The sequence below is a fragment of the Mesorhizobium sp. P160187 genome (assembly GCF_057766425.1).
Genome location: NZ_JBYMDX010000005.1, coordinates 197,837 through 223,991, shown reverse-complemented (window position 1 = coordinate 223,991; position 26,155 = coordinate 197,837). Strand labels below are relative to the sequence as shown.

Annotated in this window: 24 protein-coding genes and 1 pseudogene; 5 read left to right on the top strand and 20 right to left on the bottom strand. The window is 62.4% G+C overall.

The features are described from left to right. Positions 1–58 precede the first annotated feature (58 nt). Complete coding sequence (locus tag AC3CCE_RS25825; RefSeq protein WP_023682721.1) at positions 59–784, bottom strand: SDR family oxidoreductase; 726 nt, start codon at positions 782–784, stop codon at positions 59–61. Between the two features lie 148 nt (positions 785–932). Between AC3CCE_RS25825 and AC3CCE_RS25820 the strand changes: the two genes are divergently transcribed. Beyond that, the gene (locus AC3CCE_RS25820) at positions 933–1,829 is read left to right on the top strand and encodes an AraC family transcriptional regulator (RefSeq protein WP_023686927.1); all 897 of its coding nucleotides are present in this window, start codon (positions 933–935) and stop codon (positions 1,827–1,829) included. Positions 1,830–1,899: 70 nt separating this feature from the next. Here the strand turns inward: AC3CCE_RS25820 and AC3CCE_RS25815 are convergent, their stop codons facing one another. Both AC3CCE_RS25815 and AC3CCE_RS25810 read right to left on the bottom strand, forming a co-directional pair. Next, on the bottom strand, positions 1,900–2,919 hold the full coding sequence (locus tag AC3CCE_RS25815; protein WP_023667818.1) for an NAD-dependent epimerase: 1,020 nt from the start codon (positions 2,917–2,919) through the stop codon (positions 1,900–1,902). Between the two features lie 31 nt (positions 2,920–2,950). Beyond that, positions 2,951–4,231 (bottom strand): nucleotide sugar dehydrogenase, encoded by a 1,281-nt coding sequence (locus tag AC3CCE_RS25810; RefSeq protein WP_023686926.1) that lies wholly within the window; start codon positions 4,229–4,231, stop codon positions 2,951–2,953. A gap of 102 nt (positions 4,232–4,333) precedes the next feature. On the opposite strand from AC3CCE_RS25810, the gene AC3CCE_RS25805 reads away from it, so the two are divergent. The 3 genes from AC3CCE_RS25805 to AC3CCE_RS25795 all read left to right on the top strand — a co-directional run bounded on the left by AC3CCE_RS25805 (position 4,334) and on the right by AC3CCE_RS25795 (position 7,859). Further along, a complete protein-coding gene (locus tag AC3CCE_RS25805) occupies positions 4,334–4,516 on the top strand; it encodes a hypothetical protein (RefSeq protein ID WP_023667816.1) in 183 nt (60 codons plus the stop codon). Between the two features lie 179 nt (positions 4,517–4,695). Then, positions 4,696–5,673, top strand: coding sequence for a UDP-glucuronic acid decarboxylase family protein (locus AC3CCE_RS25800; protein ID WP_023667815.1), 978 nt, complete (start codon positions 4,696–4,698; stop codon positions 5,671–5,673). Positions 5,674–5,897: 224 nt separating this feature from the next. Then, a complete protein-coding gene (locus AC3CCE_RS25795; protein WP_023699851.1) occupies positions 5,898–7,859 on the top strand; it encodes a 3-hydroxyacyl-CoA dehydrogenase NAD-binding domain-containing protein in 1,962 nt (653 codons plus the stop codon). A 7-nt stretch (positions 7,860–7,866) separates the two neighbouring features. Here the strand turns inward: AC3CCE_RS25795 and AC3CCE_RS25790 are convergent, their stop codons facing one another. From AC3CCE_RS25790 to AC3CCE_RS25770, 5 genes and pseudogenes are all read right to left on the bottom strand, one after another. Continuing rightward, positions 7,867–9,138, bottom strand: coding sequence for a cysteine desulfurase-like protein (locus AC3CCE_RS25790; RefSeq protein WP_023740559.1), 1,272 nt, complete (start codon positions 9,136–9,138; stop codon positions 7,867–7,869). Positions 9,139–9,183: 45 nt separating this feature from the next. Then, positions 9,184–9,858 carry an amino acid ABC transporter permease gene (locus AC3CCE_RS25785; protein ID WP_023667812.1) on the bottom strand — a complete coding sequence of 225 codons (675 nt, stop codon included), beginning with the start codon at positions 9,856–9,858 and terminating at the stop codon, positions 9,184–9,186. 150 nt (positions 9,859–10,008) lie between these two features. Next, positions 10,009–10,806: an ABC transporter substrate-binding protein gene (locus AC3CCE_RS25780; protein WP_023682726.1), complete on the bottom strand. Its 798-nt coding sequence runs from the start codon at positions 10,804–10,806 to the stop codon at positions 10,009–10,011. Positions 10,807–10,881: 75 nt separating this feature from the next. After that, on the bottom strand, positions 10,882–12,081 hold the full coding sequence (locus AC3CCE_RS25775; protein ID WP_023745664.1) for a pyridoxal phosphate-dependent aminotransferase: 1,200 nt from the start codon (positions 12,079–12,081) through the stop codon (positions 10,882–10,884). 161 nt (positions 12,082–12,242) lie between these two features. Continuing rightward, positions 12,243–12,998 (bottom strand): annotated as a pseudogene (locus tag AC3CCE_RS25770) (HpcH/HpaI aldolase family protein); the annotation flags it as partial. A gap of 120 nt (positions 12,999–13,118) precedes the next feature. On the opposite strand from AC3CCE_RS25770, the gene AC3CCE_RS25765 reads away from it, so the two are divergent. Further along, a complete protein-coding gene (locus tag AC3CCE_RS25765) occupies positions 13,119–14,210 on the top strand; it encodes an LLM class flavin-dependent oxidoreductase (RefSeq protein ID WP_352596977.1) in 1,092 nt (363 codons plus the stop codon). On the opposite strand, the gene AC3CCE_RS25760 is transcribed toward AC3CCE_RS25765, so the two are convergent. From AC3CCE_RS25760 to AC3CCE_RS25705, 12 genes are all read right to left on the bottom strand, one after another. Then, positions 14,211–14,606: a RidA family protein gene (locus AC3CCE_RS25760; protein ID WP_023738338.1), complete on the bottom strand. Its 396-nt coding sequence runs from the start codon at positions 14,604–14,606 to the stop codon at positions 14,211–14,213. Positions 14,607–14,660: 54 nt separating this feature from the next. Next, positions 14,661–15,809: an acyl-CoA dehydrogenase family protein gene (locus AC3CCE_RS25755; RefSeq protein WP_023699858.1), complete on the bottom strand. Its 1,149-nt coding sequence runs from the start codon at positions 15,807–15,809 to the stop codon at positions 14,661–14,663. Next, a complete protein-coding gene (locus AC3CCE_RS25750; RefSeq protein ID WP_352625453.1) occupies positions 15,809–16,621 on the bottom strand; it encodes an enoyl-CoA hydratase family protein in 813 nt (270 codons plus the stop codon). The genes AC3CCE_RS25755 and AC3CCE_RS25750 overlap by 1 nt, the downstream gene beginning before the upstream one ends. Beyond that, positions 16,618–17,088, bottom strand: a complete 471-nt coding sequence (locus AC3CCE_RS25745) for a MarR family winged helix-turn-helix transcriptional regulator (RefSeq protein ID WP_023710056.1) — start codon at positions 17,086–17,088, stop codon at positions 16,618–16,620. The genes AC3CCE_RS25750 and AC3CCE_RS25745 overlap by 4 nt, the downstream gene beginning before the upstream one ends. Then, entirely contained in the window at positions 17,082–17,855 is a 774-nt protein-coding gene (locus tag AC3CCE_RS25740; protein ID WP_352625451.1) for an SDR family NAD(P)-dependent oxidoreductase, read from the bottom strand. The genes AC3CCE_RS25745 and AC3CCE_RS25740 overlap by 7 nt, the downstream gene beginning before the upstream one ends. After that, positions 17,852–20,146, bottom strand: coding sequence for a bifunctional salicylyl-CoA 5-hydroxylase/oxidoreductase (locus AC3CCE_RS25735; protein ID WP_352625449.1), 2,295 nt, complete (start codon positions 20,144–20,146; stop codon positions 17,852–17,854). The genes AC3CCE_RS25740 and AC3CCE_RS25735 overlap by 4 nt, the downstream gene beginning before the upstream one ends. Positions 20,147–20,287: 141 nt before the next feature. Further along, the gene (locus tag AC3CCE_RS25730) at positions 20,288–20,887 is read right to left on the bottom strand and encodes a VOC family protein (protein WP_352625447.1); all 600 of its coding nucleotides are present in this window, start codon (positions 20,885–20,887) and stop codon (positions 20,288–20,290) included. Between the two features lie 76 nt (positions 20,888–20,963). Continuing rightward, positions 20,964–21,794: an ATP-binding cassette domain-containing protein gene (locus AC3CCE_RS25725; protein ID WP_352625445.1), complete on the bottom strand. Its 831-nt coding sequence runs from the start codon at positions 21,792–21,794 to the stop codon at positions 20,964–20,966. Beyond that, a complete protein-coding gene (locus tag AC3CCE_RS25720; RefSeq protein WP_023686914.1) occupies positions 21,787–22,665 on the bottom strand; it encodes an ABC transporter ATP-binding protein in 879 nt (292 codons plus the stop codon). Before AC3CCE_RS25720 ends, AC3CCE_RS25725 begins: the two co-directional genes overlap by 8 nt. Then, positions 22,662–23,510 (bottom strand): ABC transporter permease, encoded by an 849-nt coding sequence (locus AC3CCE_RS25715; RefSeq protein ID WP_352625443.1) that lies wholly within the window; start codon positions 23,508–23,510, stop codon positions 22,662–22,664. The genes AC3CCE_RS25720 and AC3CCE_RS25715 overlap by 4 nt, the downstream gene beginning before the upstream one ends. Then, a complete protein-coding gene (locus tag AC3CCE_RS25710; RefSeq protein WP_488377220.1) occupies positions 23,503–24,510 on the bottom strand; it encodes an ABC transporter permease in 1,008 nt (335 codons plus the stop codon). The genes AC3CCE_RS25715 and AC3CCE_RS25710 overlap by 8 nt, the downstream gene beginning before the upstream one ends. Before the next feature lie 88 nt (positions 24,511–24,598). Further along, a complete protein-coding gene (locus AC3CCE_RS25705; RefSeq protein ID WP_352625439.1) occupies positions 24,599–26,125 on the bottom strand; it encodes an ABC transporter substrate-binding protein in 1,527 nt (508 codons plus the stop codon). Between the last annotated feature and the right edge of the window lie 30 nt (positions 26,126–26,155).

Sequence of the window (26,155 nt, the reverse complement as noted above, 5' to 3'; positions counted from 1 at the left end):
GTTTGCCGATCTCGGAGAGCGCCCTAGCTCGCCGAAAGCCGGCATCCGGCAGCAAGTTCTACATATTGGCAGCGGTTGGCCGCACGATCACTTCGTTGACGTCGACGCCATCGGGTTGATCAAGCGCAAAACGGATCGCCCGTGCAATGGCGTCCGGTGTGAGCGACTTCTGCCGCCATTCTTTCAGAGCCGTGGCGACCTGAGGATCGCTGATATCGTCGCCTAGTTCGGTTGCGGTCACTCCGGGGGAGATGATCGTGGCGCGGATGTCGTCATGCTCCTGCCGCAGCCCCTCGGTGATTGCCCAGACGGCATATTTCGTGCCGCAATAGACCGCCGCGGTGGGCAGCACGATATGCGCGCCGACCGAGGCGACATTGACGATATGCCCATTCTTCTGGGCGACGAAGCGCGGCAGCACCGCGGCGATCCCGTTCAGCACGCCGCCGATGTTGACATTGATCATGCGAGACCACTCATCGCGCTTCAGCGCGGCAAGCGGCGACAGCGGCATGACGCCGGCATTGTTGACCAGCACATCGATCTGCCCGAATTCGGCATGAGCGGCATCGGCAAAGGCGTCGAAATTCGCCGCGTCAGTCACGTCGAGTTCGCGCCACGCGACGCCTTTGCCTATTTCTGCGGCCAGCGCCTTGAGCCGCTCGGTGCGGCGGGCCCCGATGAACAGTCTGGCGCCGGCACCGGCAAGTTCCCGAACCGTCGCTTCGCCGATGCCGCTGGAGGCGCCGGTGATGAGTACAACCTTGTCTTTAAGTCCCGTCATGATCGTTCCTTTTTCGCTGCGGTGACGGGGAGATAGATGGCGGCGAACCGGCAAAGGGCGGTAGCGTGATCGTCCAAAGAGTTTGCACGATCCTCGAAATGAACTCGAAATGCCTTGCAACATTTCGCGCCATGAAGATTTATGCGGCATGGAGAAAATCAATGAACTCGCCGAGCTGATCACCCGCTTTGCGCCGAAATCTGGCATGGCCGGCACTGCGGTGCCGCGGCTGTCGCTCATTCGCGCCAACCAGCCCAGTGCACCCGTGCCTGCGGTCTACGAGGCGTCGCTTTGCATAATCGCCCAAGGATCGAAGCGCGTCTCGCTGGCCGACCAGAGCGTGGTCTATGACGCATCGAGCTACCTGCTCGTCTCGGTCGACCTGCCGCTGGTCGGGCATGTGTTGGAGGCGAGCCCGGCGGCGCCCTACCTCTGTTGCAAGATAGATTTTGATTCCACCGCGCTGGCCGAACTGCTTGTGAAAGAAGGACGTGCATCCCCCAGCAGGGATCTGCCGGTGTTAGCTGCCTATCCAAGTGACCCCGACCTGATCGATGCCGCCTGTCGGCTTGTCAGGCTGCTCGATCGCCCCGAGAGCATCACCGTGCTGGCGCCGCTGATCGAACGCGAAATCCTTTACCGGCTCCTCACCGGACCGCACGGTGACACGCTTCGCCAGATGGCGTCGGTGGACAGCCACCTGAACCAGGTCAGCCGCGCCATCGCCACGATCCGCAATCATTTCCAGGCACAACTGCGCATCGAAGAGATTGCGGCGGCATCAGGCATGAGCGCGTCGTCCCTTCATGCCCATTTCAAGGCGATTACGCGCATGACCCCGCTCGAATACCAGAAGCAGCTGCGCCTGCAGGAGGCGCGAAGGATTATGCTTGCCGGCGGCGCAAACGCAGGCACGGCCGGGTTCGCGGTGGGCTATGACAGCCCTTCGCAGTTCAGCCGAGAATATCGTCGCCTGTTCGGTGCGCCGCCCCGGAAAGATATTGACCGCCTTCAGGCGACACCCAGTTCGGCTGCGGCTTATTGAGTTTTCCGAGCGGCATGCGCCAGCCATGGCTGGTCAGGAGCCAGCCGCCTCCAGGTGGCGAAGCGTCCGATCATGCTCGGTAGAACTCCCGGTACCATTCGACAAAGCGCGGAACCCCTATTTCGATCGGGATTTTGGGCTTGAAGCCGGTCGCCTCCTCGAGCGAGCTGACATTGGCGAAAGTTGCCGGAACGTCGCCTGGCTGAAGTGGCCTGAGGTTGCGGTTTGCCTTGCGTCCCAGCGCGTCTTCGAGCACCTCGATCAATCGGTTCAGTTGAACGGGCGAATTGCCGCCGATGTTGTGAATCCTGAACGGGGCGTTGCTGGTCGCTGGGTCTGGCGCGACACTTTTCCACTCAGGATTGGGTGTCGCGGGTTGCTGCATGACGCGGATAATACCTTCGACAATGTCGTCGATATAGGTGAAATCCCGCTGCATGTTGCCATAGTTGAAGACCTCGATCGGCTCGCCGGCGAGGATAGCCTTGGCGAAGATGAACAGCGCCATGTCCGGCCGCCCCCACGGACCATAGACGGTGAAAAAACGCAGCCCGGTGGTCGGCAGTCCAAACAGATGGCTGTATGTGTGCGCCATCAGCTCGTTCGCCTTCTTGCTTGCGGCGTAAAGGCTGAGCGGATGGTCCGCCGGATCGTGCACGGAAAACGGCATGCGGGTGCTGCCGCCATAAATCGAACTCGACGATGCATAGACCAGATGGCCGACGGACGCCTGCCGGCATCCTTCCAGGATGTTGACAAAGCCGCTGAGGTTGCTTTCCACATAGGCGTGCGGATTGCTGATCGAATAGCGTACGCCGGCTTGCGCCGCGAGATTGACGACAACCTCCGGCGCGGCCGAAAGGAAGAGCTCCGAAATACGGTCCCGCTCCGTGAGATCGGCATGCTCGAAACAAAAATTCGAAAACGCTTTCAGCCGCTCGAGACGAGCCTGCTTCAGGCTGACGTCATAATACTCGTTCATGGAGTCGAGGCCGATAACCTGGCCTCCTTCGGCAAGCAGCCTCAGGCAAAGATGAAACCCTATGAACCCGGCTGCGCCGGTGATCAGTATCGGCCTGCTTGATGTCACTGCATATCCTAGCGTTAATTTCAGGCGAGCTTTACAAGCTCCAGTATTTTATGTTGTCGGGAACTTCATTGGGCTTGATGGCCGACTTGACATCGAACAGTGTCCCCCCCGGCCTGATCATTTGAAAAAGACGCGCTCTTTCGTTGGTGAGATATTGCCTGTGAGGCACCGCCAGAACAAGCGCCTGCAAATCGTTTATCTCATCGAGCGGCAGGATTGTTTCGCCGTGATCACGCCGAGCGGTTTCGACATCGGCAAGGGGATCATGGACTTTGGGGACAATTCCGAACTGCCTTAGTTCCTTGACCATGTCGAAAACGCGGCTGTTGCGCAAATCCGGCACGTCCTCCTTGAATGTCAGCCCGAGAATGCCGACAGAAGCCCCTTTGACGGGCGTGTCAGAACCAATCAGCCGTTTGACAACCTGCTGGGCGACGAAGGCCCCCATGCCGTCATTGATGCGACGTCCGGCGAGGATGATCTGCGGATGGTAACCTTCGGCCTCGGCCTTGGCGGTCAAATAATATGGATCGACGCTGATGCAGTGGCCGCCGACGAACCCCGGTTTGAAGGGAAGGAAGTTCCATTTCGTCGACGCAGCATCAAGAACATCCTGCGTCCGGATATCGAGCCGCTCGAAGATCATTGCCAGTTCGTTCATCAGCGCGATGTTCAGATCGCGCTGGGTGTTCTCGATAACCTTCGCTGCCTCGGCCACCTTGATCGACGGGGCGCGGTAGACGCCGGCATCGATGATACGGCCATAAACGTTCGCGACGCGCTCCAGCGTCTCGTTATTCTCGCCGGAGACGACTTTGACGATCTTTTGCAGCGAGTGTTCCCGATCGCCGGGGTTGGCGCGTTCGGGCGAATAGCCGAGGGCAAAGTCGCGGGGATGTCGCAGGCCGGAAACCTGCTCGATGATCGGCCCACAGAAATCTTCGGTCACACCTGGATAGACTGTCGACTCAAAAACGACGACGGCGCCTTTGCTCACCGCCTCGCCGACGAGTTCGGACGCCAGTTTCAAAGAAGCTAGATCGGGAGCGCGATTTGCGTCGATAGGGGTTGGCACGGCGACGATGAAGAAAGTAGCGCCTTTCAACATCTCCCGGTCGGTGGTCAGCCCTATCGAGGTCTCCTTGAGCGCCGTTGCGTCAACTTCCCCCGTACGATCGACGCCGCCACGCAATTCCCCGATCCGACGCTCGCTGATGTCAAAAGCTATGGTGCCGGGGAAAACCTTCCCAAAGGCAATGGCTACCGGCAGGCCGACATAACCCAGGCCGATAACTGCAATGCGTTCGGACATCCGTGGGGTTCCTCGAGCCACCTGTTGAGCCGACGTGCTTGTATGGCAGGCTGTTGGCCAATTCAACGATGCTCTATCGCGAAGAGGAATGTCTCACGAAAAATGGTCGTTGCCATTTTCATGTTGCCATCCGCCGATGCCATCGATGTTGTGGATAAAATCCAGCAGGACCGGGTTTCGAGCCACTCTCTGCTGCGGATTGGGGTGAACCGTCAGGTTCTGCCGGCCATCTACGCAGCGGCGGCCCTGACGACAGGGCTGATATTCTCTGCTGCCAATCCATAGGCCACTATCGGCCTCAATCGTGCCTTCTGATCAAACCAAATGCCGGGATCGGAATTCGCATCGGCACCGAGCGGATCTGCGAAATTTCAGTTTGGTCCTTGTGCATTGGCTGCGGACACGTCGTATCCTGCGTGTGGCGACCGATATCTGGTCGATCAGCATTTGCCTGGGAGCAGAAATTGGCCAGACTCTATGACAGCCGCAGACGCATTCTCGTTACCGGGGGCGCAGGGTTTATCGGCTCGCATCTTATTGACCGCCTGTTGGAACGAGGCGACGAAATCTTGTGTGTCGACAACCTTTTCACCGGATCAAAGCGCAATATCGACCATTTGGCCAAGCATCCCCGCTTCGAATTCATGCGCCATGACGTGACCTTTCCGCTCTACGTCGAAGTTGATGAGATTTACAACCTGGCGTGTCCGGCCTCGCCTGTTCACTACCAGTACGACCCGGTTCAGACGATCAAGACCGCCGTGCACGGCGCCATCAATGTTCTTGGATTGGCAAAGCGGCTGAAATGCAAAGTCTTTCAGGCCTCCACCAGTGAGGTCTATGGTGACGCGTCTGTGCATCCGCAGCCCGAGAGTTACTGGGGCAATGTAAACCCGATCGGGCCGCGCTCATGCTACGATGAAGGCAAACGCTGCGCCGAAACGCTGTTCTTCGACTATCACCGACAACATGGCTTGTGGGTCAAGGTCGCGCGGATTTTCAATACGTTCGGGCCGCGCATGCACCCGGCAGACGGCAGGGTTGTCTCAAATTTCATCGTGCAGGCGCTTCGTGGTGAACCGATAACCATTTTCGGCGACGGCTCACAGACAAGGTCGTTTTGCTACGTCGACGACCTGGTGAGCGGCATGCTGCGCCTCATGGATACGGGGCCGGAGGTGACCGGTCCAGTAAACATCGGCAATCCAAGGGAAGTAACGATCAGGCGCTTGGCCGAACTGACGACGCAGATGACCGGATCAGGTTCGGATATAATTTACCGCGATCTTCCGCAAGACGATCCGCGGCACCGCCAGCCCGATATCACCCTTGCCAAAAGGCTTGTCGGCTGGGAGCCGACGGTGACTTTAGAAGCCGGGCTGCAACAGACGATCGACTATTTCAAAGCCCTGCTGCCGAAGGTTTCCACAAACTCGCCTTGACCCGGCACCGCAGTGCAACCGTCAAGTCTGACCGATCACCGTCGTGGTAGCGACGCCTTTTGCAGTCGACTCCGGTAGGCTTGAAGTTTTTCGAATTCTAATTATTTTAAGCTTGAAATTATTTTGAAGATCCATGGCGCTTCATCCGTCCGAGCCGGGACACCGGCATTTGGCGGAGAGCAGAAGGAGGAGGAAGATTTGCCGTTGTTCCGGAATAAAACTCCATGAACACAGCACGATTTTCCGAGAGTGTCACAGGCAAGATCGTCGATGGCGTTCTCATCGTCACGATCGAAAATCCGCCGGTCAACGCGCTGTCCCTCCATGTCAGGGCCGGACTGATGGCTGCGCTTGGGCGTGCGGCGTCGGATGAAGTGTCTGCCGTGGTGCTGACCGCCATTGGGCGCACCTTCATCGGTGGCGCCGATATCAAGGAATTCGGCAAGCCCGCTATCGGGCCCACACTGCCTGACGTGATCGAAGCGATGGAGAGCTTCGCCAAACCGATCGTCGCGGCAGTAGGCGGCGCGGCGCTCGGCGGCGGCTGCGAGATTGCGCTGGCCTGCCACTACCGGGTGGCCAGCAAGGCGGCCAGCTTCGGCCTGCCCGAGGTCAAGCTCGGGTTAGTGCCCGGGGCCGGCGGAACCCAACGCCTGCCCCGCCTCATCGGCACGGTCGCCGCAATTGACCTGATCGGCACGGGTCGGCCCGCAAATGCCGACGAAGCTCTCGCTCTCGGTCTGATCGATACCATTGCGGACGATCTTCCCGAAGGCGCGCTCGATGTCGCCCGCCGTCTCGTTGGCCAACCGCTGCGGCGCACGGGTGCGCTTTCCGTCCCGCGCTCGCAACCTGAGGCCGACGCGGCAGCCGCAAGAAAGGTGCTTTCCCGCAGCCGTGGACAGATCGCGCCTGCAGAGGCCGTGAGACTGGTCCGGGCCGCGTCCACGGCCAGACTTGAGGACGGTCTTGTGCACGAACGCGCGACCTTCCTGCGCCTCCGGGATTCTCGCGAGGCGGCAGCGTTGCGCCACGTCTTCTTTGCCGAGAGGCAAGCCAGCAAAGTCGACAGGCTGGAGGGTATCACGCCTCGCAAGGTCGAGACCGTCGGTATCGTCGGAACCGGCCTGATGGGTGCAGGCATCGCGGTCTCGGCCTTGAATGCCGGCTATCGCGTAATCGGCATCGAGCAGAACGACGACGCCGCGGCAAAAGGATACGAGCGGATCGCCGGCCTTCTCGACAAGTCGGTCCAATCCGGCCGACTCACCGATCATGCCCGCAGGGAGGCGCTGAGCCGGTTTGAAGCGGCCAGTGACGCCGGCAGGCTGGTGCAGGCCGATCTGGTCATCGAGGCAGTGTTCGACGATCTCGCGGTAAAAACCGAACTCTTCCGGAAGCTTGATCGTATCGTCCGCCCCGACGCCATACTGGCGACCAACACCAGCTACCTCAACCCCGACGAGATCGCCTCGGCAACCGCCCGGCCCGAACGGATCGCCGGCCTGCATTTTTTCTCCCCGGCCAACGTCATGCGGCTCACCGAAGTGGTGGATTGCGCGGCGACGGCGCCCGATGTGCTCGCCTCGGCTATCGCGTTCGTCAGGAAGCTCGGCAAGCTGCCTGTCGTGTGCGGCGTTACCGAGGGTTTCATCGGCAACCGCCTCTATTCGGCCTACCGCCGCGAGGCGGAGTTCATGGTGGAGGATGGCGCAGCACCGGAAGAGGTGGATGCCGCGCTGGAGGCCTGGGGCTTCCCGATGGGGATCTTCGCGGTCAACGACATGGCTGGGCTGGAGATAGCCTGGGCGCGGCGCAAGCGACAGGCGGCGATGCGCGATCCGCAAGCACGTTATGTCGAGATCGCCGACCGGCTGTGCGAGGCCGGCCGCTTCGGCCGCAAGACCGGGCGCGGCTGGTACGATTATTCCGACGGCGAGCGCAGGAGCGACCCGCAAGTGGCCGCGCTGATCGAGGCCGTTCGGGCGGCCAAGGACATCGTGCCGCGCCGCTTTTCGCCCGATGAGATCGTCACGCGCTTGCTGGCGGCAATGGCCGACGAGGGCAAGGCATTACTCGCCGAAGGCATCGCGGCGCGTGCCTCCGACATCGATCTGGTGATGATCAACGGCTATGGCTTCCCGGCCCACAAGGGCGGGCCGATGTTCCGCGCCGGAGAGGTTTAAGGACCAGCTACGACAGCCTTGCGATGACGGCGCGCAGTGCCTCGCCGAAACGCCTGACCTCGTCGACCGTGTTGTAATGGACCAGCGAGGCGCGGATGGCGCCGCTGTCCATCGACAGGTTGAGACGCTTCATCAGCCGGGGCGCATACATATGGCCGTCGCGGATGCCGATCTGCATGTCAGCCATTTCCTCGACGATCCGCTGCGGCGACAGCTTGCCGATGTTGAAGCAGAATGTCGGCACGCGTTCGTTGATGCGGGCTTCCTCGGCGACGCCGTAGATCGTGGCATTGCATCCCTTGAGCACGGCGAGCATCTCACGCGCCAGGAGCACTTCGTAATCGCGGATGGCGCCCATGCCGGCAACGATGTTGTCGCGCCGCGAGCGGTTGTTGGAGGGCGCCAGATTGCGGCCGATCAGTTCCAGGTACTGCACTGCGGCATCCATGCCCGAGACGTTCTCGTAGATGAAGGTGCCTGCCTCGACCTTGTAAGGCGGCTCGTCGGGGATGAAATCCTCGCGGAAGGTCGGCAGCCGCTTCAGCGTTTCGAAGCGGCCCCACAGAAAGCCCATATGCGGCGAGAAATTCTTGTAGCCGGAGCAGACGAGATAATCACAGTCCCAGGCCTGCACGTCGATCAGCCCGTGCGGTCCGTAATGCACGCAGTCAAGGAACACTTCGGCGCCGGCCGCATGCGCGATCGCGGCCACCGAAGCGACTTCGACGATCGAGCCGATCGAATGCGCGGTCACCGTGCAGGCGACGAGACGGGTGCGATCGGAAACCAGCGGCTTGAGGTCGTCGACATGCAGGTTGCCGTCCTCGCGCATGCGCCACCATTTGAACTTGGCTCCGGCGGGCTCCAGCGCCAGCCACGTGGCGATGTTGGCGTCGTGGTCCATATCGGTGATGACGATCTCGTCGCGCTCTGTGTCCTTGGCCAGCATCTGGCCGATGCCGAGGCTGACCAGGCGAATGAACGAGGTGGCGTTCATGCCGAAGCAGATTTCCGACGGACTGTAGGCGTTGATCAGCAAGGCCACGCTCGTCCGAGCATCCGCAACCGATTGGTCGACCGTGACCGAGCGCCCATAGCGACCACCACGCTGCACATTGTGCGAGACCAGGTGATTGGTCACCGCGTCGAGCACGCTCTGCGGGATCTGCGCGCCGGCGGCGTTGTCCATGAAGATGAAATCACCGGCGCGCTGCAAGGCCGGAAACATGGCGCGGATGGTGTCGACCGGAAAGCCGCCGGCGGCTTGGGAATTGCTCAACTGTATCTCCTGCGAATGGCTTGGGAAGCGGGACGGTTGATGAGGTCAGCGCGTCTTCTCGGTCTTGAAGCGGTCTTCGAGCAGGCTGACGAGGCGGACCATCGGCCAGAGGAAGATGAGATAGACCAAAGCGGCGCCGATCAGCGGCGAGGGATTGGCATAGAGCGACTGCGCGTTGGTCGCTTCCTTCAACAGTTCAGGCAGCGCAACGGTGGAAGCGAGCGACGTGTCCTTGAACATCGAGACGCAATTGCTGGTCATCGGCGGGATGACGACGCGGATCGCCTGCGGCAGCACCACCTTGCGCAAGGTCAAAAGGAAAGGCAGGCCGAGCGCCTGTGCTGCCTCGAATTGGCCTTTCGGAATGCTCTCAATGCCGGAGCGGAACACTTCTGCTGAATAGGCCGACATGATGATGGCGAACGCCGTCACGGCGGAGGCCCAGGACGACAGACGGATGCCGAGGAAGGGCAGCGCATAATAGATCAGGATCAGCACCACCAGCACCGGCAGGGCGCGGAAGATGTCGGTGTAGCCGACCGCCAGCCAGCGCAGCGGCTTCGGCGCATAGAGCCGCAACAGGCTGATCCCCAGGCCGATGGGAATGCCGATGCCGATACTCAAAATGCCGAGCAGCAGCGTGTTCAGGAAGCCACGCAACAGCGCCGGCAGGCTGGACATTATCACGTCAGGATTGAAGAAGGTGTCGATCAGCGACATGGGAGCGTTCCCGAACCCCAGAGCAAAGGATGCTCAAGTTAAAACCAATCGACCTTGCCTCCGATGAGGCTATCCGTGTGGCAGCAGGCGCCGGAGCGTGAAATGAATCGTGCCGGCCTGGGAGCCGGCACGATTTAAGTGCATTGCCGGTCAGGCCTTGGGCAGCGGCATTTCCTTGACCGTCGAGGAATCGGCTGGCGCGTCGCTGCCGAACCACTTCTTGTGGATCGCGGCCAGCGTTCCGTCCTTCTTCATCGCGGTCAGCGCGTCGTTCAGCTTGCCGAGCAGCGGATGGTCCTTGCTCATCATCAGGCCGTACTGTTCGCCGGTCTTGATGCGCTGCTTGACCTTCAGGTCCTTCATCTTGGTGAAGGAGTATTCCATGCCCGGAATATCGCTGACGGCGGCGTCCACGCGGCCCGCGCTGAGGTCGAGCAGAAGATTCTGCTGCGTGTCATAGCCCTTCACGTCGCTGTAGCCGTCAGCCTCCTGATGCGCCTTGACCCAGGTCTCGCCGGTCGAGCCTGAAAGCACGCCGACGATCTTGCCCTTGAGGTCGGCCTCGGTGTTAACAGCGCTATCGGTCTTCGTCGCAATGCCCATGTCGGAGTCATAATAGGGCTGGGTGAAGGACAGCGTTTTCAGTCGCTCCGGCGTGATGGTGATGGAGGAGATCGCGACATCGATGCGGTTGGAACTGACAGCCGCGAACAGCGCCTGGAAGCCGAGGTCGGCAATGTCGGTGGTCATGCCGGCACGCTTGGCCGCTTCGTTGACGATGTCGACTTCAAAGCCCTCGAACGTGCCGCTCTCGTTCTTGTATTCGAAGGGCGGATTGGTCGGGTAGGCGCCGACATTGAGCACATCGGCGGCAAAGGCGGTGGCCGGGCCGGCAGCGATGCCGATCGTGGCGGCGAGAAGAAGCAGGTTGCGACGAGTGAAGCTCATTTTGTGTTCCCTCTGGTTGTGATCGGGCGGGTTGCTCCCGCACGGTTTGTTGCCGTCCCACCTCCCAGCGGGGCGTCAATTTATGGCGGCGACCATGCGCTCGAGCGCGGTCGCTATCTGGTCGCGTTCACGGCACACGCACATCCGCAGGAAGGCCGCTGCCGAATTTCCAAAGAGGTGGCCGGGAGCCAGCCCGACGCGCGCCGTCTCCAGTATCCTGGCGCAGGCCTGCCGGGCGTCGCTTTCGCCGTCCATGGCAAAGAAGGCATACATGCCTCCGCGCGGTTTCGTCGGCAGGATGATGCCGGGAATCTGGGCCAGCCTGTCATAGGCAAGGTCGAGGCCGGTTTTGATCCGCTGCCTGATCTCCTCGACCAGCGGCTCGCCTTGGCGGATGGCGGCGACAGCGCCTGCCTGGATAGGCGCGGCGGTGCCGCTGTTGATGTACTGCGTCATGGCGCCAAGCTGGTCGGCCACCCCCGACGGATGCGTCAGCCAGCCGATGCGCCAGCCGGTCATCGCCCACGCCTTCGAAAAACTGTTGACCGACAGCACCCGGTCGCCATCCTCGGCGATCTGCAGGATGGAAGGAGCAACATTGCCGTCGAAATAGAGCCGGCCATAGACCTCGTCGGAGATGATCCAGATGCCGGTGCGCCGGCTGAAGTCGAGCAGCGCCTGCATCTCCTCGCGCGACGCGGTCCAGCCGGTCGGGTTGGACGGCGTCGACAGGAAGATCGCGCGTGTGCGCGCATCGCAAGTGGCGAACAGCCGGTCGAGATCGAGATGCCAGTCGCCCTTGAAGTCGAGCGAAAACGGCCTTGGCTCGCCGCCGATCAGATGGATGGCGTTGTGGATGTTGGGCCATTGCGGCGCGACATAGACGACGTTGCTGCCGGTATCGACCAGCAGTTCCAGCGCCAGGTACAGCGCCTGCATGCCGCCGGGCGTGACCGTGGTGCGCGCAATCGGGATCGTCCGGCCGTGAATGCGCGTTTGGTATTCCGACAGCGCCTCGTTCAGTAGGGGGTGCCCACGCATGTTAGGGACGTAGAACGTCTGGCCTTCATCGAAGGCGGCCTTCGCCGCGTCGCGGATGAAAGCGGGCGTCACCATGTCGCCTTCGCCGTACCAGAGCGCGATCACGTCGCCCAGTTCTCGGGCGCGCACGGCAAGGTTGGCAATGTTTTCGGTGTGCAGGTCACGGATCTGGGCACGTACGCCGTCGAAAGCATAACGCGCGCTGGACGATGACTGGGGCAGTATGAACGACAAGGACTGAAACCCCTCCCACCCGGAGCACCGCGACGGACTGCCCGGCAAGCCCCACCGGCACGACAGTCGCCATCGAGTTTGGATGCTATCCAATGTGCTGCGCTTTTCAAGGAAAAAGTTTTAAGCTTAAAAAGTTTTTGCCCGATCCCGCCCGTCTGCCGCAGCTCGGCGCGCGCAGCGGTGCAGTTGGCCGCAGCGCCGGCGCCAAGAAACATCGTATCGCTGGCCAGCACGAAGAAGCTCGCGCCGATAGCGGCCCACTGGCTGATCGTCTGTGGGCTGGCGCAAAATATACCCGATGTCCTGCCATGCGCGACGGTCGCGCGGATGATCCTTGTGATCGCCTCATTGAGCTTGTCCACGCCTTTGGGCCCGATCGCATCGATCGACACGGAGAGATCGCCGGGGCCGACGAAGACCACATCGATGCCGTCTATGGCCGCGATCGCCTCGATGTTGGCCAGCCCCTCCGATGTCTCGACCTGGACCGCGACGACCACCCTGTCATTGGCCGCGGCCAGATATTCGGGAATGCGATAGCCATAGCCGGCCGCGCGGCCAGGCCCGACGCCGCGCTCGCCCAGCGGCGGATAGCGCGAGGCTTTCACCGCCGCCTCGGCCTGAGCAGCGGTCGAGACGCGCGGCACGAGCACGCCTTGTGCGCCGCTGTCGAGCGCCGCCTGGATAGCTTCCGGCGCATGACCGGGAACACGCACCATGGCCGGCACGCGATGCACGTCGGCCGCGCGCACCATGGTTTCGATCGTGTCGCGCGCGATCTGGGTATGTTCCCAGTCGATGCAGACGAAGTCGAGGCCGGTGAGCGCCATCACTTCGACGGCGACGGGATGGGGAATAGCGGCGAAGGAGCCGACGAGATTGGTCTTGCCGATGCACTTCTGACGGAACGCGCTCATATCCATCCCCTTTTCCCCTCCAAATTGATATCCGCAATCGGCGGCGAGGCGAAGCTATTTCAGGCTTGAAATATTTTTGCGCGGGCCTAGCGTGTCGGTCTCCCGCCACGAGTTCCCATGATGATCAAAACGCATCCCCTGCACGGCTCGAACAAACTGAAGCTCGGCGTCTTTTCGACCAATGCCGATGGCGGTCTGGCCATCACCGATGTGCCGGAACGCTGGACGGCAAGCTGGCAGGACAATCTGACGGCGGCGCAGACCGCCGACCGCGCCGGGCTGGAATTTATGCTGCCGATCGCGCGCTGGCGTGGCTTTGGCGGCCGCAACAAGGTGCGCGAATGGTCGTTCGAGACCTTCACCTGGGCGGCAGCGCTGGCGGTGGCCACCGAGCAGATCGGCCTGTTCATGACCGTGCATGTGCCGCTGGTGCATCCGCTCTATGCCGCCAAGGCGCTGGCAACTGTCGACCATATCAGCCATGGCCGCGCCGGTCTCAACATCGTCTGCGGTTGGAACCCGAAGGAATTCGGCATGTTCGGCACGCCTTTGGTCGAAAAGGGCTACGACCAGGCCGCCGAATGGATCGAAATCCTGGAAAAGCTTTACGCCTCGGACCAGCCTCTGGACTATGAAGGCCCCTACTATCGGCTGAAGGAAGCGGTCAGCCGGCCGGCGAGCCTGCAGGTTCCACGCCCGGTGACCATGAACGCGGCTTTCGGTGGCCCGGGCCGCGATTTCGCCGCCGCCCGATGCGATTATCTGTTCACCACCTTTTCGGAAATGGGCGATGCCGGCAAGCATGTCGCCGACATCAGCGAGCGGGCCGACAAGGTTGGCCGCAATGTCGGCGTCTACACGGTGGCGCATGTCGTCTGCCGACCAACCATGGAAGAGGCGCAGGCCTACTACACGCGCTATGCCGTCGATCTGGCCGACCACGATGCGGTCGATGCCCATATGGCCGGCAAGAAGGAGTTCTCGCAGTCGCATGACCCGCATGCCTATGACCGCTACCGGCAGCGTTTCGCCGGCGGCGCCGGCACCTACCCGCTGGTTGGAACGCCGGAGACGATCGCCGCCGAGATGGCTGCCATTGCCGGGCATGGCTACCAGGGCATCGCGCTGTCGTTCGTCAACTACACCAGGGAACTGCCCTATTTCTGCGACCATGTGCTGCCGCTGCTCAGGCAGGCGGGGCTGCGCGGCTGATTATTCCGGAATGACGGCGGTGGCCTGAATCTCGATCTTGGCGCGATCTTCCACCAGCGCCACCACCTGCATGGCGGCCATCGCCGGAAAATGTCGGCCGATCACCTCGCGATAGGCCTCGCCGATCCCCTTGAGGTTGCCGAGATATTCGGCCTTGTCGGTGAAATACCAGGTCATCGCGGTGATGTGCCGTGGCTCCGCGCCGGCTTCCGCCAGCACGGCGACGATGTTTTGCAGCGTCTGCCGCACCTGGCCGGCGAAATCGTCGGTCTCGAACTGGCACTGCCCGTTCCAGCCGACCTGTCCGCCCACGAAGACGAGCCTGCCGCGCGCAGCAATGCCGTTGGCGTAGCCGACCGGTTTCGCCCAGCCCTCCGGCTGCAGGATCTCGTGCATTTTCAAGCCTCCCCGGTATTCTTAAAGATCAATCTCAAATCAAATACATCGCCGTCAGGCCGCACCCATCACCTGCCGTGCGATCACCACCTTCTGCACATCGGATGCGCCCTCGTAGATGCGTAGCGCGCGGATCTCGCGATAGAGGCTCTCGACGATATGGCCCTTGCGGACGCCGTCCCCCCCATGCAGCTGCACAGCCTTGTCGATCACCTCTTGCGCCTTGTCGGTGGCGAACAGCTTGGCCATCGCCGCCTCGCGGGTGACACGAGCCGCGCCCATGTCCTTGGTCCAGGCAGCGCGGTAGACCAGCAGCGCTGCGGCATCGATGTCCAGCGCCATGTCGGCGATATGGCCTTGCACCATCTGCAGCTCTGCCATCGGAGCGCCGAAAAGTTTGCGCTCGGCCACCCTGCTGATGCTTTCGTCCAGCGCCCGGCGGGCAAAGCCGAGTGCCGCCGCGCCGACCGTCGAGCGGAACACGTCAAGCACCGACATGGCGATGCGGAAGCCGTCTCCCGGTTTGCCGATCAGCGCCGAAGCCGGCACCCGCACCTGATCGAAGGAAAGCCGCGCCAGCGGATGCGGAGCGATCACCTCAAGGCGCTCGGCGATGCCAAGCCCCTTGGCGTCGGCGGGTACGAGAAAGGCGGAAAGTCCCTTGGCGCCCGGCGCCTCGCCGGTGCGGGCAAAGACGACGTAGAGATCGGCGATGCCGCCATTGGAAATCCAGGTCTTCTCGCCGCTGAGGATATAGAAGTCGCCATCGCGGATCGCCGTCATTTCGGTGTTGGCGACATCCGACCCGGAGCGTGGCTCCGAAAGCGCGAAGGCCGAGATCGCCTTGCCGGCCGTGGTCTTTGCCAGCCATTGCTGCTGGTCAGGCGTGCCGAACAGGCTGAGCGCGCCGGTGCCGAGCCCCTGCATGGCGAAGGCAAAGTCGGCCAACCCGTCATGGCGCGCTAGCGTCTCGCGCATGATGCACAAAGTGCGGACATCGAGCGGTCCCGGATTGTCCGTATCAAGCGCCGTCGGCTTCAACCAGCCGTCGCGGCCAAGCTTGGCCACCAGCTCGCGGCAGGCGGCATCGACGTCATGGTGATCGACCGGCAGGTTCCTGGCGCACCATGCTTCCAGCCTTTCGGCCAATTCGCGGTGGCGATCTTCAAAGAACGGCCAGTTGAGGAAACTCCTGTCAGCCATCAATTGCCCTCGAACACCGGTTTTTTCTTGGCGACGAAGGCCTTGTAGGCGCGCTCGAAGTCACGCGTCTGCATGCAGATCGCCTGCGCCTGCGCTTCCGCTTCGATCGCCTGGTCGAGGCCCATCGACCATTCCTGGTTCAACTGCGTCTTGGTGATGCCGTGCGCGAAGGTCGGGCCGGAGACGATGCGCGCCGCCATCTCGAGCGCGTCGGCCTCGAGCGCCGCCGCATCGACCAGCCTGTTGTAGAAGCCCCAGCGCTCGCCTTCCGCAGCCGTCATCGTGCGGCCGGTGTAGAGCAATTCGGCGGCACGGCCCTGGCCGATGATGCGCGGCAGAATCGCGCAGGCGCCCATGTCGCAGCCGGCAAGGCCAACGCGGGTGAACAGGAAGGCGGTCTTGGCCTCCGGCGTGGCGATGCGGATGTCGGCGCTCATGGCGATGATGGCGCCGGCGCCGACCGCGACACCGTCGATCGCCGCGATGATCGGCTTGCCGCAGTTGAGCATCGCCTTGACGAAATCGCCGGTCATGCGGGTGAAGGCAAGCAACTCCTTCATGTCCATCTTGACCAATGGGCCGATAATGTCGTGGACATCGCCGCCCGAGCAGAAATTGCCGCCATTGGACAGAAACACCACGGCGTCGACGTCGTCGGCATAGACGAGGTCGCGGAATGTGTCGCGCAGTTCGGCATAGCTGTCGAAGGTCAGTGGATTCTTGCGCTCCGGCCGGTCTAACCGCACCCTGGCGATCCTGCCTTCGACCTCCCACAGGAAGTGCTTCGGCTTGAGGCCGGCCATCGCAGTCATTCGCGTCCCTCCCAGTTGCTGCGGAACGAGGTCAGCATGCCGGTCAGCCGACGCGCATCCTCCTCGCTGACCTTGGCCAGCAATTCTCCGATCCAACCCTCATGCGCCGCGGCCATTGCGGCAAAAGATTTGGAACCCTCGTCGGTCAGTCGCACCATGGATGTGCGGCGATCGCCATTGCGGCGCGCGCGCGCGACCAAGCCTTCCGAAACCAGTCGGTCGACAATGCCGGTGACATTGCCGTTGGATACCAGCAGGAAGCGCGACAGATCGCTCATCAGCATGCCTTCCGGCGCGCGGTAGAGGGCGGCCATGACGTCGAAACGCGGCAGCGTCGTATCGAATTCTTTCTTCAGGCGCTCGCGCAGTTCGGCCTCAATCGTGCGCGAGGCACGCAGCAGCCTGATCCAAAGACGCAGCCGGTCCTTGCCAGGCCCCGACGGTACGGGCAATGGGCCGGCTACCATGTTTCGCCTCCTGAGATCGAAATTGCTTGTCCGGTGATCGACGCCGCCGCATCGCCGCACAGCCAAAGCACCGCCGCGGCAACTTCTTGCGGCTGGATGAAGCGGCCTTGCGGGTTGGTCGAGGCAAGGCTCGCCCTCGCCTCGCCAGCCGAGCGGCCGGTCTTTTCGACAATGCGCTGGACGGATGCCTCCAGCATGTCGGTCTCGACAAACCCGGGGCACACGGCGTTGACGGTGACGCCGGATTTCGCCGTCTCGGCCGCCAGCGCCCGCATCAGCCCGACCACGCCGTGCTTGGCCGCCACATAGGGCGCGACATAGGCGTAGCCTTTCAGTCCCGCGGTGGACGCAACGAAGACGATCCGGCCTGCCTTGCGCGCGGCCATGCCGGCCAGCGCCGGCTTCACCGTCAGGAAGGCGCCGGTCAAATTAACGTCGAGCGTCCGCTGCCAGTCGGCAAGCGTGGTCCTGTGCGCCGGCGTGCTGCCGGCCATGCCGGCATTGGCGACGACGATGTCGAACGGGCCGCGCAAGGCTTCCGCCTGCGCGTAGAGCGATGTCATCGCCGCCTCGTTGGTAACATCGGCCGGCATGGCGTGAACGCGGCCGTTCTCGCCTGCCACCTTGGCAAGCTCGGCGTCGCGCCGTCCGCATATGGTCACCTCGATGCCGGCCTCGGCCAGCGCGAGTGCGATGGCCCGACCGACGCCGGAACCGCCGCCGGTGACCAGCGCATGTTTGCCTGAAATCGCCGAGGCCGTCGTCATACTTTCAGCCCCGCCGCCGCATCGCGCTCGGCCAGCCGGTAGATCTGGTCGCGTCCGGGCAGATAGGGATCCGGCCATTTGACGCCACGGTCGCCGAGCGTCACTGCCGCATGCAGCGTCCAGTAGGGATCGGCGAGATGCGGCCGTGCCAGTGCCACCAGGTCGGCGCGGCCAGCCATCAGGATCGAATTGACATGGTCAGGCTCGTAGATGTTGCCAACCGCCATCGTCGCCATGCCGACCTCGTTGCGGATGCGGTCCGAGAACGGCGTCTGGAACATGCGGCCATAGACAGGCTTGGCGGCAATCGAGGTTTGGCCCGCCGAGACGTCGCATATGTCGACGCCTTCCAAATGCAGCATCCGCGCGATCTCCACCGCATCGGCCGGCGTCACACCCTCGATGCCGACCCAGTCATTGGCCGAAATGCGCACCGAGATCGGCTTTCGCGCCGGCCAGGCGGCACGCACCGCATGGAAGATTTCCAGGGGATAGCGCATGCGATTTTCCAGCGAACCGCCATACTCATCCGTGCGCCGGTTGGTGACCGGCGTGATGAAGGACGACAGCAGATAGCCGTGCGCGGCATGGATCTCCAGCATGTCGAAGCCGCAGCGATCGGCCATCTGGGTGGCGGTCACGAACTCGTCGCGCACCTTGTCCATGTCAGCACGGTCCATGGCTTTCGGCACCTGATTCTCAGGTGACCATGCAATCGCCGAGGCCGCCATGACCGGCCAATTGCCCGAGGCGAGCGGCACGTCGGTGCCCTCCCAGCCGACACGGGTCGAGCCCTTGGCCCCGGAATGCCCGATCTGGGCGCAGATTTTAGCCTCGGTCTCGGTGTGGACGAAATCGACCAGCCGCTTCCACGCCACCTCATGTTCGGACGCATAGAAGCCGGGACAACCGGGCGTGATGCGTCCTTCCGGGCTGACGCAGGTCATCTCGATATAGACAAGGCCGGCACCGCCCTTGGCACGCTCGGCATAGTGGGCGAAATGCCAGTCGGTCGGGCAGCCGTCGACGGCCTTGTACTGCGCCATCGGCGAAACGACGATGCGGTTGTTGAGCTGCATGTCGCGCAGCTTGAATGGCGCGAACATCGGTGCCCGGCGTTGCCTGTTGCCGCCTGCCCCTGCCTGGCGCTGGAACCATTCCTCGGCGCTTTCAAGCCATTTGGCATCGCGCAGCCGCAAATTCTCGTGGCTGATGCGCTGCGAGCGGGTCAGCAGCGAATAATTGAACTGCACCGGATCGAGGCCGAGATAGCGCTCGACCTCCTCGAACCACTCCAGCGAATTGCGCGCCGCCGACTGCAGCTTCAGCACCTCGGTGCGGCGCGCATCCTCATACTTGCGGAAGGCGGCGTCGAGGTCCGGTTCGGTTTTGACATATTCGGCCAGCGCCACCGCGCTTTCCAATGCGAGCTTGGTGCCGGAGCCGATCGAGAAATGTGCCGAGGCCGCCGCGTCGCCCATCAGCGCCAGGTTCTTGTAGGACCAGCGTTCGCACAGCACGCGCGGGAAATTGATCCAGGCCGAACCTCTGATGTGATTGGCATTGGTCATCAGCGCGTGGCCGCCGAGATGTTTGTCAAAAATGCGCTCGCAGACGGCGATGGATTCCTGCTGCGACATGGCGCCGAAGCCGAAGGCAGCCCAGGTCTGTTCGCTGCACTCGACAATGAAGGTCGCTGTCTCGCTGTCGAATTGATAGGCGTGCGCCCACACCCAGCCATGCTCGGTCTTCTCGAAGATGAAGGTGAAGGCGTCGTCGAATTTCTGGTTGGTGCCGAGCCAGACGAATTTGCATTTGCGGGTGTCGATGTCGGGCTTGAAGACTTCGACGAAGGTGTTGCGCGCCCTTGAGTTCAGCCCATCGGCGGCGACGACCAGATCATGCGTCTCCATATAGGGCTGAGGGTCGGCGATATCGCTCTCGAACATCAGCCTCACGCCAAGTTCGCGCGCGCGTCGCTGCAGCAGGACCAGAAGCCGCTTGCGGCCGATGCCACAGAAACCGTGGCCCGACGAGACCGTGCGCACGCCGTCATGGATGACGGCGATGTCGTCCCAATAGGCGAAATGCTTCTTGATCCAGACAGCGCTGACCGGGTCGTTTTTGGCAAGGTTGTCGAGTGTTTCGGCCGACAGCACGACGCCCCAGCCGAACGTATCGTCGGCGCGATTGCGCTCGAACACCGTGATCTCGTGGGCGGCGTCCCGCAGCTTCATTGAAATGGCAAAGTAGAGGCCGGCTGGTCCGCCACCGAGAACCGCAACCTTCATCCGTGCGATCTCCTCTTCGCTTGCTGCATATCAAGTATCGCGCCGGAGATAAAATATTTCAAGCTTAAAGTTTCATGTTGGAACGATTGCTGGACACGGGTGGCGCGCCTGCGGGCTGGCCCCGCAAGCGCGCTCTGGAAATCACTTCTCCGGGTTCTTCGGGCTCCACAGCACAGTCTCGGCACCCTTCTCATAGGCCATCCCATCGGGATAGCTGATCGCCTCCAGTTGCAATCCCCATGGCGCCTGGAAATAGAGAATGGTCTGGCCGGCCGCCGGACCTTCCTTGACCGGCAGCGGACCCATCCGCGTCTTCACCCCCTTGCCGTCGAGATAGGCTTTCGCCGCGGCGACATCATCGACATACATGGCAATGTGGAAGCCGCCGATATCGCTGTTCTTCGGAGTCAAATCCTTCTGGTCAGGCGCGGTGTACTTGAACAGCTCGATGTTCGATCCATAACCGCAACGCACCATGGTGACCTGCTCGATGACAGCCTTCGGATCGACGCCCAGAAGATCCTGCATGAAGGTGCCCTTGTCATCGGCGAACGGACCGAACGACATCGCCTTCTTGCAGCCGACGACTTCGGTGAAGAAGTCGACTGCTTGCTTCATGTCGGGCACCGTGATGCCGGTGTGGTCGTGGCCGCGCATGCCGGGGATCGCATCGGCCGAAGCCGTTCCCATCGAGCAGAACAGGATCGCGGCAAGCATTGTGGCGCCGGTTGCATAATTCATGTCACCCTCCGTTCGCGAGCTGGTTTGCCCATCATGCACGTCCGAAGCCCGCTGTTCGGCGTGGGGGTGAACAGTCCTATGCCGGCGCTTTCGTTGCTGGCCGCAACCAGTCCGCGTCGATCTCAGGCAGTGGGATGGCGGCAAGCAGGTCGCGCGTGTAGGTCTCCCTGGGATTGTCGAACAGCGCATCGGTGGCGCTCGCCTCGACGATCATGCCCTCGCGCATCACGATCACTTGTTGGCACAGCCGCCGGATGACCGACAGGTCGTGGCTGATGAAGGCGACCGTCAGCCCCATCTCCGCGGCCAGTCTCTCCAAAAGGGTGAGGATCTGCGCCTGCGTCGATACGTCGAGGCCGGAGACGATCTCGTCGGCCAGCACGAATTTCGGCGAAAGCGCCAACGCGCGCGCAATTCCGACGCGCTGGCGCTGCCCGCCCGACAGTTCATGACGATAGCGACTAGCGAAGCTTTGCGGCAGGCCGACGCGATGCAATGCCTCGGCGACGCGTTCCTTGAGCCTGTCGCCAAGCCCATTCTGCTTGAGCGGCGCGGCAATGATGCCGGCGATGGTGCGACGCGGGTTGAGCGACGACATCGGATCCTGGAAGATCATCTGCAGGTGGCGGCGCAGAGGTCGCAGCTCGGCATCCGGCAGATGGGCGATATCGCGGCCCTCGAAATGGATGCTGCCGACGCTCGGCTCCAGAAGTCTGACAAGCGTGCGGCCGAGCGTCGATTTTCCGGACCCGGATTCACCGACGATGCCGGTCACCAAGCCCCTCGGCAAATCGAAATCCAGGCCTCTCAAAATCTCGGCCAGCGGCGCGCGCCCGATCAGCGGCTTGCGGGTCATGTCGGCTAGCGCCACCTTCAGCCCGCGCACGGAAAACAGCGGCTCAACCATGCGGCCCTCTCCACGCCTGGTCGGAGGCGGCGATCTCCGCAGCGAGTCCTGCCAGCACCGTCTCATCCACCGGCTTCAGCGAGGCAAAGGGATCCGTGTAGCGCGGCGTAGCGGCCATCAATGCCCGCGTATAGGGATGCTCAGGCGCGGCGAAGAGAGCGGCTGTGTCAGCCTCTTCCACCACCTTGCCGGCGTAGAGCACAGACACTTGCTGGCTGATCTTTGCAACGACGCCGAGATCGTGGGTGACGAACAGGATCGCGGTGCCATGCTCGCGCTGCAGCTCGGCGATCAGTCGAAGGATCTGCTTTTGCACGGTAACGTCGAGCGCGGTTGTCGGCTCGTCGGCCACGATCAGCCGTGGCTCGGCGGCGAAGGCGGCGGCGATCAGCACGCGCTGGCGCATGCCGCCGGACAGCTCGTGCGGATAGCATTTCAGCACCCGGTCGGGATCGCGGATCTGCACCTCATCCAGCAATTGCCGGATACGCTTGTCCGCCTTGTCACCGTTCCAGCCGAGAATGCGCACCAGCCGGTCAGTCATCTGCGGACCGATGCGGCGCGACGGGTTGAGCGCAGTCAACGGATCTTGCGGGATCAGCGCCGTGCGAGCGCCGATCAGCGTGCGCCTTGCCTTGGGCTGCAGCCTGCCGAGGTCTTCGCCTTCGAGCTGCATGGCGCCTTCGACGATGCGCACGCTTGACGGCAGCACACCGAGCACCGCCTTGCCGATCATCGTCTTGCCGGCGCCGCTCTCGCCAACAAGAGCACGCACCTCACCCGGCTGCACGGAGAGCGACACCGAGCGCAGCACGCGCTGGCCGTTCGGCAGCACGGCGCTCAGATTGGCAATATCCAGGCAAGCGCTCATCGCAGCACCGGATCGAAGCGTGTCTTCAGCGCCTCACCGAACTGGCTGAACGACAGCACGGTGAGGATCAGCGTGACAAGCGGAAACACCAGCACCCACCAGGCCTGATGGATCGACAGCCGGCCCTCGGCGATGATGCCGCCCCAGGTCGGATCGTCGGTCGAGATCGACAGATTGACGAAGGACAGGATGGCCTCCACGATGACGGCGATGCCCATCTCCAGCGACAGCAGTGCCACGATCGACGGCACCACATTGGGCAGCACCTCGCGCAGCATGATGCCGATGCGGCCATAGCCGGCGATGCGGGCGTTCTCGACATAGTCCATGCGCGACTGGCCCATCGCTTCGGCGCGGATCACCCGGCAAAAGCGCGTCCAGTCGATTATGACGATGGCGAGGATGACGGAACTGAGGCCGGTGCCGAGCACCGCGACCAGCAGGATGGCGAACAGCACCGGCGGGAATGCCATCCAGACATCGACGATGCGTGAAATGATGCGGTCGGCCCAGCCGCCGAAATAGCCGGCGACCAGTCCGAGCGTTGAGCCGACAAGGCAGGCGGCGATCGCCGCCGCGAAAGCGACGATGAAGGCGATACGGCCGCCGAAGATCAGCCGGGAGAGGAGATCGCGGCCGAGGCTGTCGGTGCCCAGCCAATAGCCGGATTCCGCACCACTCATCCAGAATGGCGGCAGCCGTTCCAGCATCAGGTCTTGCGCCAGCGGGTCCTGCGGTGCGACCAGCGGCGCGAAGATCGCGGCCAGCAGCGCCAGCAGCAGCCAGCCGCCGGCCAGCCACAGCCTCGGGCCCAGTCCGCGCCCGGCGATGCGTGCCTCATCCATGGCGCAGCCTCGGATTGAGCAGCGCGTACATCATGTCGACGCCAAGATTGATCAGCACGAACAGCAGCGCGAACACCAGCACGATGCCTTGGATCAGCGGCAGGTCGCGGTTGATGACGGCATCGATCGCCATGTTACCGAGCCCTTCGTAGGAAAACAGCCGCTCGACGATGACCGTGCCGCCGACAAGGAAGGTGAACTGGACGCCCACGAGAGTCAGTGTCGGCAAGGCAGCGTTCTTCAGCGCCTCGCGCAGGATAACCTGCGTTTCCGAAAACCCCTTCACCCGGGCCAGCACGACATAGTCGAGGTCAAGCACTTCCTTCAGCGACTGTTTCAGCAACTGCGCGATGATTGCCGCCAGCGGCAATGCCAAGGCTACTGCCGGCATCAGTATGTGTTTCAGCAGATCCCAGGTCAGGTCGAAGTGCAGCCGAAGCAAGCTCTCGAAGAAATAGAACTGGGTGACGAAGGGCAGATCGAGCTGCGGCGACACGCGGCCGGAGATATCGAAGATCGGCACCAGCACGCCAAACAAAAGGATCAGCACGAGGCCCCACAGGAAATCGGGAATGGAAAGGGCGGCGCCGCTGGCGATATCGATGCCGGCTTCGGCCGCCGTGCCGCGCTCGCGGGCTCCGAGGATCGCCGTCGTGCCGCCGAGCCCAACCGCCATGACGAGCGCGATGATGGCAAGTTCCAGCGTTGCCGGCAAACGATTGAAGACAAGGCTGAGCACATCTTGCCTGAGCGAAATCGAGGTGCCGAAATCGCCCCTGACGACGCCGGACAGCCAGATGAAGAATTGCTGCACGATGGTCTTGTCGAGCCCGTAGAGTGCACGCAGCCGGTCGATGTCGGCATCTGTCGCACCGGGGGGCAGCATCATGGCGATCGGGTCACCAGGCGCGACGCGGATCACGACAAAGACGACGACAGCCACGCCGAACAGCGTGATCAGCATCGTCAGCAGACGGATCAGGAATTGTTGCAGGAGCATGTAAATCTTTGCAGGAGCCCGCAGGCTCGTATGCCTGTATAAAGGCGCGCCGTCGCGATGGACGGCGCGCGGCAAGTCCAAGCCGATATCAGGCAGGGGTCATCAGCGCCGGCAGCAGCGCGCCGGACACATGCTGCACCACGTTGACGCCCTTGGCATGCACGATAGGTTGCGCATACTGAATCAGCGGCAGCACATAAGCCTGCTCGGCGATATACTTGTCGACAGCCTTCCAGCCGGCGATGCGCTTGCCCTCGTCCTTCTCGCCCCAGAGCGGATTGATCATGTCGATCAGGTCCTGGCTGTCCCACACCGAATGCGGGCTCGGCCCATACATGGCAAAACCAGTCGACGTTGTCGGATCGCCGATGGCATTGCCCCAATTGTAGAAGGCGGCCGGCGCCAGCTTGTCGGCGGCGCGCAGTTCATAGTGCTTGGCGATGTCGTAGACCTCGATCGTCGCCTCGATGCCGACCTTGCGCCACATGCCGACGATTGCCTGGATCATCTCATAATCCTTGGGCTTGAAGCCCTTGGTCGTCTGGATGGTGAACTTGACCGGTTTTTCCGGCGAATAGCCGGAAGCCGCGAGCAGCTCCTTGGCCTTTTCAGGATTGTGCTCGACCTTGATCGAGGCATCGAAGGCCGTGTACTCCGGGGTCTCCAGCGTAGCGATCGGCTGGCCATAGCCGCGCAGCAGCCGTTTGACCAGAAGCTCCTTGTCCACAGCCATGACAGCGGCCTGGCGGACGTTCTTGTCCAGCATCGCTTCAATGTCATTGAAGAAGATCATGCCGATGTCGGAAACAGGCTTGCACGAGCCGGCAAGCCCGTCCTTGGCGATCAGCCGGTCATACTCTTCATAGGGGACCTCCAGCGTCACCTGCGAGGAACCGGATTCGATCTCGGCAACGCGGCTCGCCGCGTCGGTGACGAACTTGATCGTCACATTCTCGAAGGCCGGCTTGTCGCCCCAATAGTGCGGGTTGGCCTTCAGTCGGAGGAAAGCATTTCGCTCGAATTTTTCCACCATGTACGGGCCGGTGCCGATCGGCGCCTTCTCGAAACCTTCCGCGCCAACCTTCTCGTAGTAGGCCTTCGGCAGGATGTAGCCGGTCAGGAACGACATCCATTTGAAGTAGACCGGATCGAACTGCACGACGTCGCCGGTGATCTTGTTGCCGTCGATCTTGAAATTGTTGACGTTTTTCCAGACGAACTGGATCGGATTGCCGGTCTTTTCGTCGCCCGCCCGCTGCAGCGACCAGACGACATCCTCGGGCGTGAACGGCGAGCCGTCATGCCAGGTCACGCCTTCGCGCACCGTCATCGTCACCTTGGTGCGGTCGTCGTTCCAGCCCCATTCGGTGAGCAGGCCAGGCGCAAAGGAAAGGTCCGGCTTTTGCGGAATGAACTGGTCGAACACCGACTGGTAGAGGCCCTGGATCGTCGGGTTGACGGCCGAGGGTCCGGTGGTCGGATCCCAGGACGGCAGGTTGACGTTATAGGCGATGGTCAGTTCGCCCGCTGCCTTGGCGATCTGCGGCAGGCCGATTGCGGCCGCACCAAGTGCCGCGGCACTGTATCCCAGCAATTCGCGTCTGTTGATTGTCATGGTCGTTCCCCTTGTTGTTTGTTGTCTTTG

Coding starts and splice junctions, on each gene's coding strand:
- AC3CCE_RS25825 (WP_023682721.1), bottom strand. CDS start 784: ATGACGGGACTTAAAGACAAGGTTGTACTCATCACCGGCGCCTCCAGC.
- AC3CCE_RS25820 (WP_023686927.1), top strand. CDS start 933: ATGGAGAAAATCAATGAACTCGCCGAGCTGATCACCCGCTTTGCGCCG.
- AC3CCE_RS25810 (WP_023686926.1), bottom strand. CDS start 4,231: ATGTCCGAACGCATTGCAGTTATCGGCCTGGGTTATGTCGGCCTGCCG.
- AC3CCE_RS25805 (WP_023667816.1), top strand. CDS start 4,334: ATGGTCGTTGCCATTTTCATGTTGCCATCCGCCGATGCCATCGATGTT.
- AC3CCE_RS25795 (WP_023699851.1), top strand. CDS start 5,898: ATGAACACAGCACGATTTTCCGAGAGTGTCACAGGCAAGATCGTCGAT.
- AC3CCE_RS25785 (WP_023667812.1), bottom strand. CDS start 9,858: ATGTCGCTGATCGACACCTTCTTCAATCCTGACGTGATAATGTCCAGC.
- AC3CCE_RS25780 (WP_023682726.1), bottom strand. CDS start 10,806: ATGAGCTTCACTCGTCGCAACCTGCTTCTTCTCGCCGCCACGATCGGC.
- AC3CCE_RS25765 (WP_352596977.1), top strand. CDS start 13,119: ATGATCAAAACGCATCCCCTGCACGGCTCGAACAAACTGAAGCTCGGC.
- AC3CCE_RS25760 (WP_023738338.1), bottom strand. CDS start 14,606: ATGCACGAGATCCTGCAGCCGGAGGGCTGGGCGAAACCGGTCGGCTAC.
- AC3CCE_RS25755 (WP_023699858.1), bottom strand. CDS start 15,809: ATGGCTGACAGGAGTTTCCTCAACTGGCCGTTCTTTGAAGATCGCCAC.
- AC3CCE_RS25750 (WP_352625453.1), bottom strand. CDS start 16,621: ATGACTGCGATGGCCGGCCTCAAGCCGAAGCACTTCCTGTGGGAGGTC.
- AC3CCE_RS25745 (WP_023710056.1), bottom strand. CDS start 17,088: ATGGTAGCCGGCCCATTGCCCGTACCGTCGGGGCCTGGCAAGGACCGG.
- AC3CCE_RS25740 (WP_352625451.1), bottom strand. CDS start 17,855: ATGACGACGGCCTCGGCGATTTCAGGCAAACATGCGCTGGTCACCGGC.
- AC3CCE_RS25735 (WP_352625449.1), bottom strand. CDS start 20,146: ATGAAGGTTGCGGTTCTCGGTGGCGGACCAGCCGGCCTCTACTTTGCC.
- AC3CCE_RS25730 (WP_352625447.1), bottom strand. CDS start 20,887: ATGAATTATGCAACCGGCGCCACAATGCTTGCCGCGATCCTGTTCTGC.
- AC3CCE_RS25725 (WP_352625445.1), bottom strand. CDS start 21,794: ATGGTTGAGCCGCTGTTTTCCGTGCGCGGGCTGAAGGTGGCGCTAGCC.
- AC3CCE_RS25720 (WP_023686914.1), bottom strand. CDS start 22,665: ATGAGCGCTTGCCTGGATATTGCCAATCTGAGCGCCGTGCTGCCGAAC.
- AC3CCE_RS25715 (WP_352625443.1), bottom strand. CDS start 23,510: ATGGATGAGGCACGCATCGCCGGGCGCGGACTGGGCCCGAGGCTGTGG.
- AC3CCE_RS25710 (WP_488377220.1), bottom strand. CDS start 24,510: ATGCTCCTGCAACAATTCCTGATCCGTCTGCTGACGATGCTGATCACG.
- AC3CCE_RS25705 (WP_352625439.1), bottom strand. CDS start 26,125: ATGACAATCAACAGACGCGAATTGCTGGGATACAGTGCCGCGGCACTT.